Origin of the sequence: Streptomyces sp. NPDC060198, from assembly GCF_042728415.1 — a bacterium.
Classification (GTDB): Bacteria; Actinomycetota; Actinomycetes; order Streptomycetales; family Streptomycetaceae; genus Streptomyces.
Genome location: NZ_JBHWZJ010000052.1, coordinates 1 through 15,140, shown reverse-complemented (window position 1 = coordinate 15,140; position 15,140 = coordinate 1). Strand labels below are relative to the sequence as shown.

Here is a 15,140-nt window from a genome sequence, read left to right as displayed (position 1 = left end):
GCCGCCGGCAGAACTGACCCGCCGGCCACCCCAGACACCGCAGGGACGATGAGCACGTACCGCGACTTCACCCACCGCGGCTCCGCCCGCGCCACCGTCCTCAAGACCGTCGGTACGAGGGAGCGGCGCTCCCACCTGACGGCGCCCCGCGTCCCCACCGTCGGCATCGACATCGGCGGTACCAAGGTGATGGCCGGCGTCGTCGACGCGGACGGCAACATCCTGGAACAGCTCCGCACCGAGACGCCCGACAAGTCCAAGAGCCCCCGGGTCGTCGAGGACACCATCGTCGAACTGGTGCTGGACCTCTCCGACCGCCACGACGTGCACGCCGTCGGCATCGGCGCGGCCGGCTGGGTCGACGCGGACCGTTCCAAGGTGCTGTTCGCCCCGCACCTCGCCTGGCGCGACGAACCGCTGCGCGACGCCCTGGCCTCCCGCCTCGTCGTCCCCGTCATGGTCGACAACGACGCCAACACCGCCGCCTGGGCGGAATGGCGCTTCGGCGCCGGCCGGGGCGAGGACCACCTGGTGATGATCACCCTCGGTACGGGAATCGGCGGCGCGATCCTGGAGGACGGGCAGGTCAAGCGGGGCAAGTACGGCGTGGCCGGCGAGTTCGGGCACATGCAGGTGGTCCCCGGCGGCCACCGCTGCCCCTGCGGCAACCGGGGCTGCTGGGAGCAGTACAGCTCCGGCAACGCCCTGGTCCGCGAGGCGAAGGAGCTTGCCGCCGCGGACTCCCCGGTCGCCTACAACCTCATCGAACGCGTCAAGGGCAACATCCCGGAGATCACCGGGCCGCTCATCACCGAGCTCGCCCGCGAGGGCGACGCGATGTGCATCGAGCTCTTCCAGGACATCGGCCAGTGGCTCGGCGTGGGCATCGCCAACCTAGCCGCCGCGCTCGACCCCTCCTGCTTCGTCATCGGCGGTGGCGTCAGCGCTGCCGACGACCTGCTGATCAGCCCCGCCCGGGACGCCTTCAAGCGCCACCTCACCGGCCGCGGCTACCGCCCCGAGGCCCGGATCGTCCGGGCGCAGCTGGGGCCCGAGGCCGGCATGGTCGGGGCCGCCGACCTCGCCCGGCTCGTCGCGCGCCGATTCCGCCGCGCCAACCGCCGCCGGGTCGAGCGGTACGAGCGCTACGCGCAGATCTACGACCAGGCCGCCAGCACCCTGCGCAGCACGCGGAGCGCCCGTACCGGCGACTGACCGCTGGGCGGGGCCCGCTCCCGCCGTCCGCCGCAGGCCGCCCCGTAACCCCGCCCGCGTACCGAAGCTCCGAGGGATCCGAAGATCATGACCGCAGCCGAGCATCCGAGTTCCGAGGGAACGGTGATCGCCGAAGCCGCCGAACATCCCGTGGTGCCGCGCCAGTGCGGACCGGGGGACGGCGAACCCGCGCGTGACCCGCGCCGGGTCTTCCGCAGACGGCTGATCACCGCCACCATCATCGTGCTGCTGATCGGTATCCCGGCCGGTTACCTGCTGGTCTCGGCCGGCCAGAGCCGCAGGTCCGGCAAGGACAAGGAGGCCGAGGCGGCCGCCCAGGGGCTGCGCGCGAGCTGGCCGTCGCGGATGCAGCGGCGGATCTTCGAGGTGCCCGTCCCGGGGAACGCGACCGGTGTGCAGTACTACGAGACCAACAACTGGAAGGCGAGCCGGATGTACCTCAAGTTCCGGACCACCTCCGCCGGTCTCGACCGCTTCCTGAGCGGGATGGGCACCGACCGCGCGGCCCTGAAGACCGGCAAGGTCACGATCTCCCAGCGGGACATCCGGATCACCGACTGGAACTTCTGGTCCGGCGCCGAGTGGGCCGGGACGACCCACAGGAACAAGGATCCCCGGCCCACCCAGAACATCACCGTCAACATGACCGACCCGGCGTCGCCGGTCGTCTACGTGGTGTCGGCCGCGACGCCCTGACGGCCCCGCCCCCTGTGCGGCGCATGGGCCGAGGGAGGGTCCACCCGCAGGCGTCCTCCGGGCGAACCCGCCCCGCGCGCAAGGCCGTTGCGGGCCGCGCGGATCGGGCACCGGGGCCACCCCCGCATCCCGCGTGCGGGTGATGCCCGCTACCTTTGGCCGGATGCAGCCACAGCAACCTCACATCGCCCACGAACCGGCGGCCCCCGAACAGCGACTCAACCGCGCCAGGACCGTGCTCCTTCCCCTTGTCGCCGGGCTCGTGCTCGGCGCCGCGGGAACGGGCGTCGCATGGGCGCTGAGCGGCGGCGACGCCCCCTCCGGCGGAGGCCCGGCCGCGGACGCGCGCGCGGCGTGCCAGGCACTCGACGGCTTCGACCCGGGCCGGTTCACCGCGAAGGGGTCCGCCGGGGAGATCGCATACAACCGCTACGCGGCGGCGGGCGTGCTGTCCGCGTCGGCGGCAGCGGGCGATGCGCGGTACGAGCCGCTCGCCAAGGCCATCCGCCACTCCCAGGACCGCCACGCGATCACCTTCGAGTTCGACGCGACGGTGATGAAGGACCTTGACCACGCCCGTGCACTCTGCGAAGACGCGTAACCCCGGTCGTTTCCGCGTGCGACCCCGGGCTGCCGGTCGAAGTCCCGACCGGCACCTGGAGCGGCTCGGCCGCCGTACAGCTCTTCGCACGACTGGTCGCGGTACCGGCCCCGGTCTACCCGGGCGGCGGAGCCGTGCTCTCCCGCAGGACGAGCCGCGTCGGTACGAGGGTCGTCCCGTGCTCGGGGCCGCTCTGCCGCATCTGGTGCAGGACGCCCGCGACGCAGCGGCGGCCCACTTCGGCGAAGTCCTGGTGGACGGTGGTCAGCGGCGGCTGGAAGGAACCGGCCTCGGCGATGTCGTCGAAACCGACGACGGAGACGTCCTCGGGCACCCTGCGACCGCGCTCGTGCAGGGCGCGCAGCAGGCCGAGCGCCATCTGGTCGTTCGCGGCGAACACAGCGGTGCACTCGGCCTGTTCGGCGATGTGGAGACCCGCCCGATAGCCGGACTCCGCCGACCAGTCGCCTCGTACGAGGGGCGGTGGCACTCGCCCCGCGTTCTCCAGCGCCGCGCGCCAGGCGTCCGTCCGGCGCTGCGCCGCGTACGAGTCCTCGGGGCCCGCGAGGTGCCAGACGGTGCGATGCCCCAGGCCCAGCAGGTGGTTGACGGCGTCGCGGGTGCCGCCCGCCTGGTCGGTGTCGACGACGGAGTAGCGGTCCCCGGCGTCCGAGTCCGCGACGACGACCTTCACGTGCGGCGGCAGCGAGAGACGCGCCTCGTCGAGGAGGTGGACCTCCATGATGACGATGGCCGCGTCGATGGCGAGTTCGCCCAGGCGTGAGAAGGCGCCCCGGACCTCGTCCTGGGTGGGGACCGCGACCGGCAGCAGGGTGACGGCGTATCCCTCCTGTGCGGCCGAGGTCGCGATGGCTTCCAGGGTGCGCACGTTGCCGGTGGTGGAGAGCGTGAAGGTGATGACGCCGATGGTCCGGAACTCTCCGCGCTTGAGCGCGCGTGCCGCGCTGTTGGGGCGGTAGCCGAGGTCCTTCATCGCGGCGAGGACCTGCCGGCGGGTCTCCTCGTTCACGCCGGGGAAGCCGGTGGATACGCGGGAGACCGTCTGGGAGGACACCCCCGCGACACGGGCCACGTCCGCCATCGAGGCGGTTCTGCGCCGCTTCGGACTCCCGTCTCCGGGAGCCGGCCCGGTCGCGGACGAGTCTGTGACTGGGGGGTGTTCGCCTGCTTGGTCCACCGTCTCCCTCATCGGATGTCGCTTTCGTGTGCGGCTCTTGACCGTCCATCTGGGGGCAGTGTAGACATGCCGCCACCGAATGTTTACGTAAACATAATGCCAGGCGGTCGGTCGGGTCGAGCCGGTTCACCGCCCTGGAACATGTGCGTGAACGTCCTTTCCGGTCTGGTGAAGCACGAGCGAGGGGCGCGAGATGACGACGCTGCAACCGCCGGCGGCCACAGGGGCCCGCCCGGCCGGACCGCCGATGGCACGGCCCCGCCGTTCATGGGCGGGCTGGGGGTTCATCGGCCCCTTCGTGCTCGTCTTCGCCCTGGTCTTCCTGGTCCCGCTCGGATACTCGGTCTACCTGAGCCTGTTCCGGACCCAGTTGATCGGCGGCACCACGTTCGTCGGCTTCGAGAACTACCAACAGGCCTTTCAGGACCCGCAGTTCTGGGACGGAGTCGCCCGGGTCGGACTCTTCCTCCTGATCCAGGTGCCGATCATGCTCGGCATCGCGCTCTTCGTCGCCCTCGCCATCGACAGCGGACGCCTGTACGGCAAGGAGTTCTTCCGGATATCCGTCTTCCTGCCCTATGCGGTGCCCGCCGTCGTCGCCACCCTCATGTGGGGCTTCCTGTACGGCCCCCGCTTCGGCCTGGTCGGCGACATCAACGACGCGTTCGGCGTGCACCTGCCCGATCCGCTCTCCTCCGGGCTGGTCCTCGCCTCGATCGGCAACATCGTCACCTGGGAGTTCGTCGGCTACAACATGCTGATCTTCTACTCGGCGCTGCGCGTGATCCCGCACTCCCTCTACGAGGCCGCCGAGATCGACGGGGCCGGGCAGTGGCGGGTCGTCTCGGCGATCAAACTCCCGGCGATCCGGGGCGCCCTGGTCATCGCGACGATCTTCTCGGTCATCGGCAGCTTCCAGCTCTTCAACGAGCCCGCCATCCTGCAGAAGCTGGCGCCGAACACCATCACCACCGACTACACCCCGAACTACTACACGTACTCGCTGTCCTTCTCCGGCCAGCAGCACAACTACTCGGCGACGGTCGCCATCGTCATGGGCGTGATCACCATGATCGTCGCCTACGTCGTCCAACTGCGCGGCATGCGCAAGGAAGCGTGAGCGTGATGACGACGAACAGTGCGACCGGGCCCGCACGGCCCGCCGCGACGCCCAGGAGTGCCGCCGTACCGCGCCTGCGCGCACAGCGCCGCGCGCACACCCCGGGCCGCCCCCGGCGCAGTGTCCTGCTGACCGTGGTCACCGGCGTGGTCCTGGTCTACAGCCTGCTCCCGCTGGTCTGGCTGGTCATCAGCGCCACCAAGTCCCAGACAGGTCTCGCCCGTTCCTTCGGCCTCTGGTTCGACGGCGACTTCGCCCTGTGGGACAACCTCAGCCGGACCTTCACCTACCAGGACGGCGTCTTCGGCCGCTGGCTCCTCAACACCCTTCTCTACGTCGTCGTCGGCGCGGGCGGCGCCACCTTCCTCGCGGTACTCGGCGGCTACGCGCTCGCCAAGTTCCGGTTCCCGGGCAAGCGCGCGGTGTTCGCGGTCGTCATCGGGGCGGTCGCCGTCCCGACCACCGCACTCGCCGTCCCGACCTTCCTGCTGTTCAGCAAGATCGGACTGACGGACACTCCCTGGGCGGTGATCATCCCCTCCCTGGTCTCGCCGTTCGGGCTGTACCTGATGTGGGTCTTCGCCACCGAGGCCGTCCCCGTCGAACTGATGGAGGCCGCCCGCATCGACGGCGCCGGCGAGGTGCGCACCTTCTTCCAGGTCGCGCTGCCACTGCTCGCCCCCGGCACCGTCACCGTGCTCCTGTTCACCACGGTCGCGACCTGGAACAACTACTTCCTGCCGTTGATCATGCTCAAGGACCCGGACTGGTACCCGCTCACCCTCGGCCTGGACGCCTGGAACAAGCAGGCGGCCACGGCCGGCGGCGAGGCCGTCTTCAACCTGGTCGTCACCGGCTCGCTGCTCACCATCGTGCCGTTGATCGCCGCCTTCCTGCTGCTCCAGAAGTACTGGCAGTCCGGTCTCGCGGCCGGAAGCGTCAAGGAGTAGCGCGGCCCGGGGCGTCACGCGTGCGGGTGTTCCGCCGCGTCGCCCGTTCTCCCCTCACTGTCCGCACGTCATGTCGATCGAACCACGAGGAAGTGGAAATACCGCCATGTCCCAGCACTCACGCCGCCTGTTGCGCGGCCTCGGTCTTGTCTGCGCCCTGGCCCTGGGAGCGACCGCCTGCGGTGGCTCGGACGACGACTCCGGCCAGAAGCCGGTGGGTACGTCCGACATCCAGGCCGCGCTGCAGAAGGGCGGAACCGTCACGGTGTGGGCGTGGGAGCCCACCTTGAAGCAGGTCGCCGAGGACTTCGAGAAGAAGTACCCGAAGGTCGACGTCAAGCTGGTCAACGCGGGCACGAACAACGACGAGTACAAGGCGCTGTCGAACGCCGTCTCCGCGAAGAAGGGCGTCCCCGACGTCGCCCAGCTGGAGTACTACGCCCTCGGCCAGTACGCCCTGACGAAGCAGGTCGCCGACCTCACGGCGTACGGCGCCGACAAACTGGCGGACTCGTACTCGCCCGGCCCCTGGAACTCGGTCTCGTCCGGCGGCGGTGTCTACGGCCTCCCTATGGACTCCGGGCCGATGGCGCTCTTCTACAACAAGAAGGTCTTCGACAGGTACAAGATCGCGGTGCCGACGACCTGGGACGAGTACGTCGAGGCCGCCCGCACACTGCACAAGGCGAACCCGAAGGCGTACATCACCAGCGACCTCGGCGACGCCGGCCTCACCACCAGCCTCCTCTGGCAGGCGGGTTCGCACCCGTACAAGGTCGACGGCACGAAGGTCGGCATCGACTTCACCGACGCGGGCGCCGTCACGTACACGGACACCTGGCAGAAGCTGATCGACGAGAAGCTCGTCTCGCCGATCGCCGGCTGGAGCGACGACTGGTACAAGGGCCTGGGCGACGGCACGATCGCCACCCTGCCGATCGGCGCCTGGATGCCTGCCAACTTCGCCTCCGGCGTGAAGGACGCCGCCGGTGACTGGCGTGTCGCCCCGCTGCCGCAGTGGGAGGCCGGCGCGAACGCCAGCGCCGAGAACGGCGGCAGCTCGCTCGCACTGCCCGCGCAGGGCGACAACAAGGAACTCGCCTACGCCTTCGTCGAGTACGCCAACTCCGGTGCGGGCGTCCAGACCCGCGTCAAGAACGGCGCGTTCCCGGCGACCACCGCGGACCTGGACTCCAAGGAGTTCCAGGACACCGAATTCCCCTACTTCGGAGGGCAGAAGGCCAACCAGATCTTCGCCGAATCCGCGAAGAACGTGCCCACCGGCTGGAACTACCTGCCGTACCAGGTGTACTCCAACTCGATCTTCAACGACACCGTCGGCAAGGCGTACATCTCCTCGACCAAGCTGTCGGACGGGCTGAAGTCGTGGCAGGACAAGTCGCTCCAGTACGGCAGCGAACAGGGCTTCACCGTCGAGAAGTAGCACTCGAGGCCGCTCGGTGGTGTCCGGCGGATCACGGCAAGGGCCACCCGGCGTGCCCGACCCCGCTCCGCCGGACACCGCCCGGTCACCTCCTCCCAACCCCGGCCTGTGGAAGGACGCGCATGACCTCCCCCCGCACCTCCCGTTTCCCGTACACGAAGGGCCCCGACGGCAGCCGCCGGCTCGGCTACGGCGCCGACTACAACCCCGAGCAGTGGCCGCGGGAGGTGTGGGAGGAGGACGTCAGACTGATGCGCGAGGCCGGGGTGAACATCGTCTCTCTGGCGATCTTCTCCTGGGCCAGACTCCAACCCACCTCCGACAGCTGGGACTTCAGCTGGCTCGACGAGGTCATGGACCTGCTGCACGCCGGTGGCATCGGTGTCGACCTCGCCACCGCCACCGCCTCACCGCCGCCCTGGCTGACCACCGCGCACCCGGAAATCCTCCCGGTGACCGCCACCGGCGAGACCGTCTGGCCCGGTGCGCGCCAGCACTGGCGGCCCACCTCTCCCGTCTTCCGGAGCCACGCACTCGGCCTGGTGCGGGAGATGGCGACGCGTTACGCCGACCACCCGGCCCTCGTCGCCTGGCACGTCAGCAACGAGCTGGGCTGCCACAACGTCTACGACTACTCCGACGACGCGGCCCACGCCTTCCGTGACTGGCTGCGTCGCCGGTACACGACGCTCGACGCTCTCAACCACGCCTGGGGCACCAACTTCTGGTCCCAGCACTACAGCGACTGGGCACAGATCCTGCCGCCGCGTCTGGCGGGCTCGCACCCCAACCCGACCCAGCAACTCGACTTCAAGCGCTTCTCCTCCCACGCGTTGAAGGAATACCTCCTCGCCGAGCGCGAGATCCTGAACGAGATCACCCCCGGAACCCCGGTCACCAGCAACTTCATGGTGATGAGCGGAATGAAGGGAATGGACTACGCGGACTGGGCGGACGCGGTCGACTTCGTCTCCAACGACCACTACGCCACCACCGGACCGCGCAGCCGCGACGAACTCTCCTTCTGCGCCAACCTCACCAGCGGGATCGCGGGCCACCGGCCGTGGTTCCTCATGGAGCACTCCACCAGCGCGGTCAACTGGCAGCACATCAACCTGCCGAAGAAGCCCGGCGAGCTGGCGCGCGATTCGCTGCTCCATGTCGCCCACGGAGCCGACGCCGTCTGCTTCTTCCAGTGGCGCCAGTCCGCGGCGGGCGCCGAGAAGTACCACTCGGCGATGGTGCCGCACGCCGGGGAGGACAGCCAACTCTTCCGTGATGTAGTGGAGTTGGGTCGCACTCTGGAGACGCTCGCGCCCCTGAGCGGCAGCGGGCGCGAACCCGCCCGGGTCGCGATCCTCTTCGACTGGGACTCCTGGTGGGCCAGCGAGCAGGACTCGCACCCCACCTCCCTCCTCGACTACCACCGCGAGGCCTTCGACTGGTACTCGGCGCTGCTGCGTCTCGGAGTCCGCGCCGACGTCGTACCCGCCCACGGCACCGAACTCGGCCCGTACGACGTCGTGATCGCACCGGTTCTGCACGTCGTGCCCCTGACGCTCGCCAAGGAGCTCACCCGCTACGTCGAAGGCGGCGGCCACCTCATCACCACCTACTTCTCCGGTGTCGTCGACGAGAACGACCACATCTGGCTCGGCGGTTACCCCGGCGCCCTGCGCGACCTGCTCGGCATCCGTGTCGAGGAGTTCGGCCCGCTGACCGACGGGGACACGGTCGGTCTCGATCCCGACCCCGCTGCCGGTGTCGACGGAGCCCTGACCGGCAGCCTCTGGACCGACCGGATCGACGTCACCGCTCCCGACGTGGAGGTCCTCGCCCGCTACCGCACCGGAACGTACGCCGCACGCCCGGCCGTCACCCGCCGCCGCACCCCGGAACAGGGTTCGGCGACGTACGTCTCCACCCGCCTGGGCGCCGACGGCCTGACCGCGCTGCTGCCCGGGCTGCTCGCACCCGCCGGGGTCGCCGGCGAACTGCCCGAGGAGGCGGGGGGCGTGGTCGAGCAGGTCGTGCGCCGCGACGGCGGGAGCCGCTACGTCTTCCTGGTGAACCACGGGGACTCCGAAGTCCCGTTGCCCGGGCTGACCGGTGAGGTGCTCGTGGGATCGCCGGCCGCCGAGACGCTCGTCCTGCGTCCCCGGGAGGTCGCCGTACTGCGGCAGACCGTGTCACCGGACACGGCGCCGGAGCCGCACCGGACACTCTGACGCGCCCAGCAGTCCCAGGCGGCCATCGGGATGGCCGGCGCGTGAAGGCGGACCCGTGCGACAGGGGCCGGCGGAAGCCCGCACGTGCCGGCCTTCCGTGCGGGCCTGCCGTGCCGGAAGTCCGGAAGGCGTCACGCCCACCGGCCGCTGAGGGGATGGCCCGTCGCGGCCGCGGGCACTTGCTGCCGCGGTCGCACGCTGACACGGTGCGCGGCTTCGACCGGACTTGCCGCAGTGATCGATCCCGGGCGCGAATGTGACGGGACGACGAAAGGGCCCACTCGGAACCGCCTTCCTCGGGCCGGCGTGGGCCGCGTTGATGCCGCTCCGGTGGTCCAGGCCCACGCTGCGCGGCAGACGCGTCGACCTGGTGTGGCCTGCCTCGGCCGCGATCGGGGGCCTCGTGCTGACTCGCCCCTGGGAGGGCGGAGCGGAACTCCCGGCGGTGACGTGATCCAGGTGGCAGTAAACAGCGCGCACAGGGAGCCTTCTCCCACCTCACGCTGATGCGTGGTGAAGGACGAGGACGGCCTTCACCAGGTCGGTGATCCGTTGGTGCCGCAGCGGAGCTTCTGCAGGAGCCGCCGGCCTTTGAGGGGGGCCATGGCCTGCTTGCCGAGGCATCGGATCTCGGCATGGGTGCTGTTGTGCCTGCGCTGCCACCGTTCGAGGCGGCGGCCGCAGAAGGGCACCCGGATGGAACCGCCGGTGCCCTGATGAGCCCTGTCGGCCATGCACTTGAGTCCGGCTTCGGCGAGTGCGTCGGCGATGCCGTGGGTACGGGCGGCGGTCAGGCCGTGCGTGGAGCCGGGGAGCGCGGGCGAAGCCCACAGGAGCCGTCCGAAGGGGTCGGTGAGGACCTGGATGCTCATGCCGTGCGCGGCATCAGCCAGGGCACCTCACCGGGTGGTCGGAACTTCCCGCTTCGGTCCGGTATGCGAATGCTCGTCCGCCGTGCGACGCACCGCGTCCGACGCCGCGCACCGATCCACCACGCGTTGCGGGACAGCCCTTTAGGACACAATGTCCGGGGGCGACCTCACCGTCTCCCACCTCCCTCTTTCTGCGAAAGGTCCCTTCTCCTCATGCCGCTGGCATTGCTGGCTCTGGCCGCCGTCGCGTTCGGCATCGGCACGACCGAGTTCACCACGATGGGACTCTTGCCCCAGATCGCCGACGGAGTTGGCGTGTCCGTGCCCCACGCGGGCAACCTCGTCTCCGCGTACGCACTCGGCGTCGTCGTCGGCGCACCCCTGCTCACCGGCATCGGTGCGCGAATACCGCACAAGCGGCTGCTGCTGCTTCTCTCCGTACTGTTCATCGTGGGCAACACCGCGTCGGCGCTCGCCCCCGACTTCGGGACGCTCTTCGCCGCCCGCTTCGTGGCGGGCCTGCCGCACGGAGCGCTGTTCGGCGTCGGCGCCGTCGTCGCCTCCCGGCTGGTCGCTCCCGAACGGGCGGCGCGGGCCGTGTCGAAGATGTTCCTCGGCCTCACCGTCGCGAACATCGTGGGCGTTCCCGCCAGCACAGCCCTGGGCCAGCACCTGGGGTGGCGGTCCGCCTACTACGCCGTCGCCGTCATCGGACTCGTAGCCCTCGCGGCACTCGCCGCCTCCGTTCCCGACCAGCCCCGCGGTGAGCAGTCGGGCATCCGCCACGAACTGCGGGCGATGGGCAACAAGCAAGTCGTCCTCGGCCTGGCCACGGCGGTGGTCGGATTCGGCGGGTTCTTCGCCGTCTACAGCTACCTGGTGCCGATGCTGACCCACCTGACGGGCATCTCGGACTCCTCCACCACCCTCGTCCTCGCGCTGTACGGCGCCGGAATGACAGCCGGCACACTGATCGCGGGACCTCTCACCGACCGCGCTCTGCGGCCGACGCTGTACGGCGGCCTCGTCCTCCTCGCCGCGGCACTGGTGACGTTCTACTTCACCGTGCACCACACGGTACCGGCGCTCATCAATGTCACCTTCATCGGAGCGGTGGGGGCGCTCATCACCACGCCCGTACAGATGCTGCTGATGGCCAAGGCGAAGAGCGCACCCACCATGGCGGCGGCCTCGAACCATTCGGCATTCAACCTGGCCAACGCGGGCGGCGCCTGGCTGGGTGGCCTCGTCATCTCGGCGGGCTGGGGCTGGGCTTCGCCCACCCTGGCCGGAGCGGCCCTGGCCATGGCCGGCCTGGGCCTCGCCATGATCGGCGGCCGTCTGGACCGACGCGGCCCCGCCTGCGAACCGACCGCCTCGTCGGGCTCGCCGCTCCCGGCTGAAACGGAACCGGCCTCAGCGGACAGGTGAGGGCCCGGAGGGCCCACCCCAGCAGTTTCTGCGGGCGCCGGCACCATTTGACAGCTCGGTGCTGTCGAGCACGTGGATCTCGTCCTTCGCGGCGGCCGCGCACCGGTACTTGTTGACGAACATCGTCGGACCGGTCATGTACGTCACGACGAAGAAGAGGAGCTCGGCCGCGGCTCAGGGCTCAACCGCCTGCCTCCGTTGGCTTCCTGGGGCGCCGTGGCCCCTCTGGTCGGCTGCCGAATGCGAGACCGTCCGACCAAGTCGCCTCGTTCGAACCATTGCCCGCAGTCATCGGTACGGCAACAGCCGCTCACGCAGCCTGTCCGCGTCGATGAGCGCGTCGTACAACGCGCCGTGCCCACGTCGGTGCTCGGCCGGCAACGTCAAATCGACCGGCGAGGTCACCGGGGCGTCCTTACCGAGCATCGCGTCGCAGAGCTCGAACAGTGTGTCCGCGCGCCGGGTCGGACATCCGTAGAAGTCGTCCCGAAAGTGGGAGGTGAAGTCGAACGCCTTGTCCCGGCCATCGTGGTGCAGCAGGCTCATTCCCTCACGGTCTTCGCTGGTCAAGTGCCTTCCTGGCCGGAGCACAGGATCAGACGGAGGCCGTGTTCACGTCCCCGTGATCCCCGTACGAGCGATCACTTCGGGGGCATCGTTCGGTCAGCCGGGGAGTCGACGAGATCAAGCGTTCTCTTCGGGCCCCACATGGCGAAGGACTGTCTCGTGCTCGCCTGCGGCGACGAGCCGGTCGATGACCTTGACCATCGACGGCACACCCGCGTCCCGCACGATGAGGCCATCCCAGCACCACCAGTAGTCGCCCTCTGGTTCGCCAGCCTGCCGCTGACGGTCCATGATCCGGTGCACCTCGTCGAGAGTGAACACGGTTCCGGACCAACGATCGCCGTCATCACGGATGACCCACATGTCCACATTGCAGACCTCGTCGAGGTCCTCCCCGGCACCGGGTACGAGGCAGATCTCGTATCCGTCACGTCTGACTCGGTAGAAGGGGCCGTCCCACATGCTCACTCCGTAGCGCTCTGTCTCACGCCGCCTTCATCAACAAGCCGGACGGCCGACCGGTGCACCATGCACCCGTTGAGGGCGCAGAAGGTGGAAAGAACAAGCTTACGGGCTGACCCGCGATTGATCTTGGGGCGTGTTCGCCTGAGGGTTCGGCTGGCTGGCGATTCAGCAGGCCGCGGTGCGGACGTGCACCAGTTCGGTGCTCGGCTTGTGCCGAGTGGGCCGCTTGGCGGCGCGGTCGGAGACCAAAGCGGCGGTGGCGAGGTGAGTCTCGCCATAGGTCTCGCGGTGGCCGATGTACCGCTGGAGCGGACGCCGCTGCCGGACTTCGGCGTTGGCGTGCTCGACACAGGTCCGGCGGGAGGACTGGCGGCGTTTCATCTCGCGCCAGCCGTACCGTTCGGTGACGGGCCCATCGTTCATGTCCTTCGGCTTCTTTGGCGGGGCACTGACCTGGTCGGGGAACTCGTTGGCCAGGCCGCGTTAGCCGTCGTCGACCTCAGCCTTCACGCCTGGGTGCCGGCGGAACTGCTCGGCGATGCCCTCGGTGCGCACGGCGGTCCGGTCGTGCATCCGGCCTGGGCGCTGGGCCCCGGACCACAGGGTGCGGCCCTGACCGTCGCTGATCGTGGTGGTCTTGACAGTGTTCTGCCTGCGCTTGCCGGAGACGAAGGCCCGCCGGCCAAGACGGCCTGCGTGTGGGCGGCGCACCTGGGTCTCCATCCCCTCGATCCGCAATGTAACGCCCTCGGTTGCGGCATAGGCGACACGTCCTCCAGGGGCCGCAGCCGGATGCCGGGCCGTTCGGGGGCGGCGAACCCACGGTCCGCCAGCAGCGGGCGAACTTCCCGGATCGCCCGGCCGATCGTGGAAGAGCCCACCTCGTAGAGCACGCCCAATGCCTCGTGAGTGAGCCCAGTCCGGAGATGAACCAGTGTCACCAAAAGCCGGTCGGTGAAGACCAGTTCGCACTTCGGCCCGGCCCCGGCCTCCCGCCGACGGTCGCCCTCACGTCGCTCATGGCGCCCGGACTCACGGCGCGCCACCCCACGCGGGGCGAGTTCTGCGATCAAGTCGCCCAGATGCTGGCGCGACAGTCCGCAGAAGGCAGGTTGGGACATGGCCGTGCGGGCCTATTTGATCTTCACACGCCAGACAACTCGCGAGGCCGTCTCCATGTCCCCACACTCACCGACCAAGATCAATCTCAGGTCGGCCCATTAGGGTCGGAGGCATGACGACTTCCCTTGCCGCCAGCGTCTTCGACTCGCTCCGCCTCGACGCCGTGCCCGATCAGGAGACGCTGCGCCAGACCTACGAACTCCCCAACGACGCGGCCGTGCACAAGCAGATGACCGAACTCACCGCACAGACCCGGCGGTTGATCGGCTGCTCGTCACTGGTCCTAGTCGCCAGCGCAGACGCCGAGGGCAACTGTGACGTCTCCCCGCGCGGCGGCCCCGCCGGGTTCGTCGCCGTCTTGGACGCACGGACGGTGGCGATACCGGACGCCACCGGCAACAAGCGTCTGGACACCCTGCAGAACGTCATCGCCACCGGACGGGCCGGGCTGCTGTTCCTCATCCCGGGGCGTACCACGACGCTCAGGGTGAACGGCCGGGCCTGCGTCTCCACCCGCCCGGAGCTGTTGTCGCAGCTGACCGCCGTGGGCAAGCCGCCGGCCAGTGCGCTGGTGCTGGGGATCGAGGAGGTCTACCCGCACTGCCCCAAGTCGCTCCTGCGCAGCGGAGCCTGGAAGCCGGAGCAGTGGCTGCCGGCGGACGCCCAGCCGACCTCGGCCGAGGTGACACTGGCCCAGCTGCGGATGCCCGAGCTGACGATCGCTGACATCGAGCAGGCGGAAGCGGACTCGCTGAAGTACCGGTACGAGTGACGAGCCGACCAGCGATTGCCGAACTCCCAGACAGCACACCGCAAGATCAATCGCGGGTCAGCCCGTCAGACCCGCTCCCGATACACCCTGATCCAGGTCGGCCGCAGGTGCCGTGCTCTTCGGGGCTCTGGCCGGTGCCGGGCCGCGAGTCCTCACGCCATTGCACCGGCTTCGCTGCTCTGCGTCCGGCGGCCACGGCCGGCTTTCACCGACTGCGCCTTGTCCGGGTACTTCGCGACCGGTGGGCGTCCGTTCCCGGAGTACGGCTCGGTCACCGGTGCGGCGTCGCGGGGGTGGGCCGACATGGTGGTCGAGATGCCCACCCCGTAGTCGAGTCCGCGGGCCTGGAGGCCGTGCAGCGGGCCGGACGCGGACGTCCGGTCCCGGTCAGGGGGCATGGCAGTGGGGCAGAGGGCTCTGGCGCGAGATCCGCAGCGG

The 15,140-nt window shown here is 69.7% G+C and carries 15 protein-coding genes and 3 pseudogenes; 9 read left to right on the top strand and 9 right to left on the bottom strand.

Annotated features, from left to right (window positions below; all coding sequences use genetic code 11):
- Positions 1–48: 48 nt before the first annotated feature.
- The 3 genes from ACFWEP_RS10085 (at position 49) to ACFWEP_RS10075 (ending at position 2,533) form a co-directional block, all read left to right on the top strand.
- Complete coding sequence (locus tag ACFWEP_RS10085; protein WP_387368389.1) at positions 49–1,215, top strand: ROK family glucokinase; 1,167 nt, start codon at positions 49–51, stop codon at positions 1,213–1,215.
- Positions 1,216–1,302: 87 nt separating this feature from the next.
- Positions 1,303–1,932: a hypothetical protein gene (locus tag ACFWEP_RS10080; protein WP_387368387.1), complete on the top strand. Its 630-nt coding sequence runs from the start codon at positions 1,303–1,305 to the stop codon at positions 1,930–1,932.
- A gap of 163 nt (positions 1,933–2,095) precedes the next feature.
- Complete coding sequence (locus ACFWEP_RS10075; RefSeq protein ID WP_387368385.1) at positions 2,096–2,533, top strand: hypothetical protein; 438 nt, start codon at positions 2,096–2,098, stop codon at positions 2,531–2,533.
- Positions 2,534–2,648: 115 nt separating this feature from the next.
- Here the strand turns inward: ACFWEP_RS10075 and ACFWEP_RS10070 are convergent, their stop codons facing one another.
- Entirely contained in the window at positions 2,649–3,635 is a 987-nt protein-coding gene (locus tag ACFWEP_RS10070; RefSeq protein ID WP_387368383.1) for a LacI family DNA-binding transcriptional regulator, read from the bottom strand.
- Between the two features lie 289 nt (positions 3,636–3,924).
- Here ACFWEP_RS10070 and ACFWEP_RS10065 point away from each other — a divergent pair, with 289 nt between their 5' ends.
- The 4 genes from ACFWEP_RS10065 to ACFWEP_RS10050 all read left to right on the top strand — a co-directional run bounded on the left by ACFWEP_RS10065 (position 3,925) and on the right by ACFWEP_RS10050 (position 9,473).
- On the top strand, positions 3,925–4,851 hold the full coding sequence (locus ACFWEP_RS10065; protein ID WP_387368381.1) for a carbohydrate ABC transporter permease: 927 nt from the start codon (positions 3,925–3,927) through the stop codon (positions 4,849–4,851).
- A gap of 5 nt (positions 4,852–4,856) precedes the next feature.
- Complete coding sequence (locus ACFWEP_RS10060) at positions 4,857–5,801, top strand: carbohydrate ABC transporter permease (RefSeq protein WP_387368379.1); 945 nt, start codon at positions 4,857–4,859, stop codon at positions 5,799–5,801.
- A gap of 106 nt (positions 5,802–5,907) precedes the next feature.
- Positions 5,908–7,245, top strand: coding sequence for an ABC transporter substrate-binding protein (locus tag ACFWEP_RS10055; protein WP_387368378.1), 1,338 nt, complete (start codon positions 5,908–5,910; stop codon positions 7,243–7,245).
- Between the two features lie 122 nt (positions 7,246–7,367).
- Positions 7,368–9,473: a beta-galactosidase gene (locus ACFWEP_RS10050; protein WP_387368376.1), complete on the top strand. Its 2,106-nt coding sequence runs from the start codon at positions 7,368–7,370 to the stop codon at positions 9,471–9,473.
- A 498-nt stretch (positions 9,474–9,971) separates the two neighbouring features.
- Here ACFWEP_RS10050 and ACFWEP_RS10045 read toward each other — a convergent pair.
- A pseudogene (locus tag ACFWEP_RS10045) lies at positions 9,972–10,351 on the bottom strand (transposase family protein); the annotation flags it as partial.
- Between the two features lie 207 nt (positions 10,352–10,558).
- Between ACFWEP_RS10045 and ACFWEP_RS10040 the strand changes: the two are divergent.
- Positions 10,559–11,776 (top strand): MFS transporter, encoded by a 1,218-nt coding sequence (locus ACFWEP_RS10040; protein ID WP_387368374.1) that lies wholly within the window; start codon positions 10,559–10,561, stop codon positions 11,774–11,776.
- On the opposite strand, the gene ACFWEP_RS10035 is transcribed toward ACFWEP_RS10040, so the two are convergent.
- The 6 genes and pseudogenes from ACFWEP_RS10035 to ACFWEP_RS10010 all read right to left on the bottom strand — a co-directional run.
- Complete coding sequence (locus ACFWEP_RS10035; RefSeq protein ID WP_387368372.1) at positions 11,762–11,923, bottom strand: hypothetical protein; 162 nt, start codon at positions 11,921–11,923, stop codon at positions 11,762–11,764. The genes ACFWEP_RS10040 and ACFWEP_RS10035 overlap by 15 nt on opposite strands.
- 156 nt (positions 11,924–12,079) lie before the next feature.
- A pseudogene (locus tag ACFWEP_RS10030) lies at positions 12,080–12,322 on the bottom strand (transposase); the annotation flags it as partial.
- A 138-nt stretch (positions 12,323–12,460) separates the two neighbouring features.
- Positions 12,461–12,805: a hypothetical protein gene (locus ACFWEP_RS10025; RefSeq protein ID WP_387368370.1), complete on the bottom strand. Its 345-nt coding sequence runs from the start codon at positions 12,803–12,805 to the stop codon at positions 12,461–12,463.
- A gap of 168 nt (positions 12,806–12,973) precedes the next feature.
- Complete coding sequence (locus ACFWEP_RS10020) at positions 12,974–13,231, bottom strand: hypothetical protein (RefSeq protein ID WP_387368368.1); 258 nt, start codon at positions 13,229–13,231, stop codon at positions 12,974–12,976.
- A gap of 60 nt (positions 13,232–13,291) precedes the next feature.
- Positions 13,292–13,519, bottom strand: coding sequence for a transposase family protein (locus ACFWEP_RS10015; protein ID WP_387368366.1), 228 nt, complete (start codon positions 13,517–13,519; stop codon positions 13,292–13,294).
- A 167-nt stretch (positions 13,520–13,686) separates the two neighbouring features.
- Positions 13,687–13,929: pseudogene (locus ACFWEP_RS10010) on the bottom strand (transposase family protein); the annotation flags it as partial.
- A gap of 113 nt (positions 13,930–14,042) precedes the next feature.
- On the opposite strand from ACFWEP_RS10010, the gene ACFWEP_RS10005 reads away from it, so the two are divergent.
- On the top strand, positions 14,043–14,702 hold the full coding sequence (locus ACFWEP_RS10005) for an MSMEG_1061 family FMN-dependent PPOX-type flavoprotein (protein WP_387368364.1): 660 nt from the start codon (positions 14,043–14,045) through the stop codon (positions 14,700–14,702).
- A 152-nt stretch (positions 14,703–14,854) separates the two neighbouring features.
- Here the strand turns inward: ACFWEP_RS10005 and ACFWEP_RS10000 are convergent.
- Positions 14,855–15,140 (bottom strand): transposase (locus ACFWEP_RS10000; protein ID WP_387368362.1); only part of this gene is annotated, 286 nt, incomplete at its 5' end.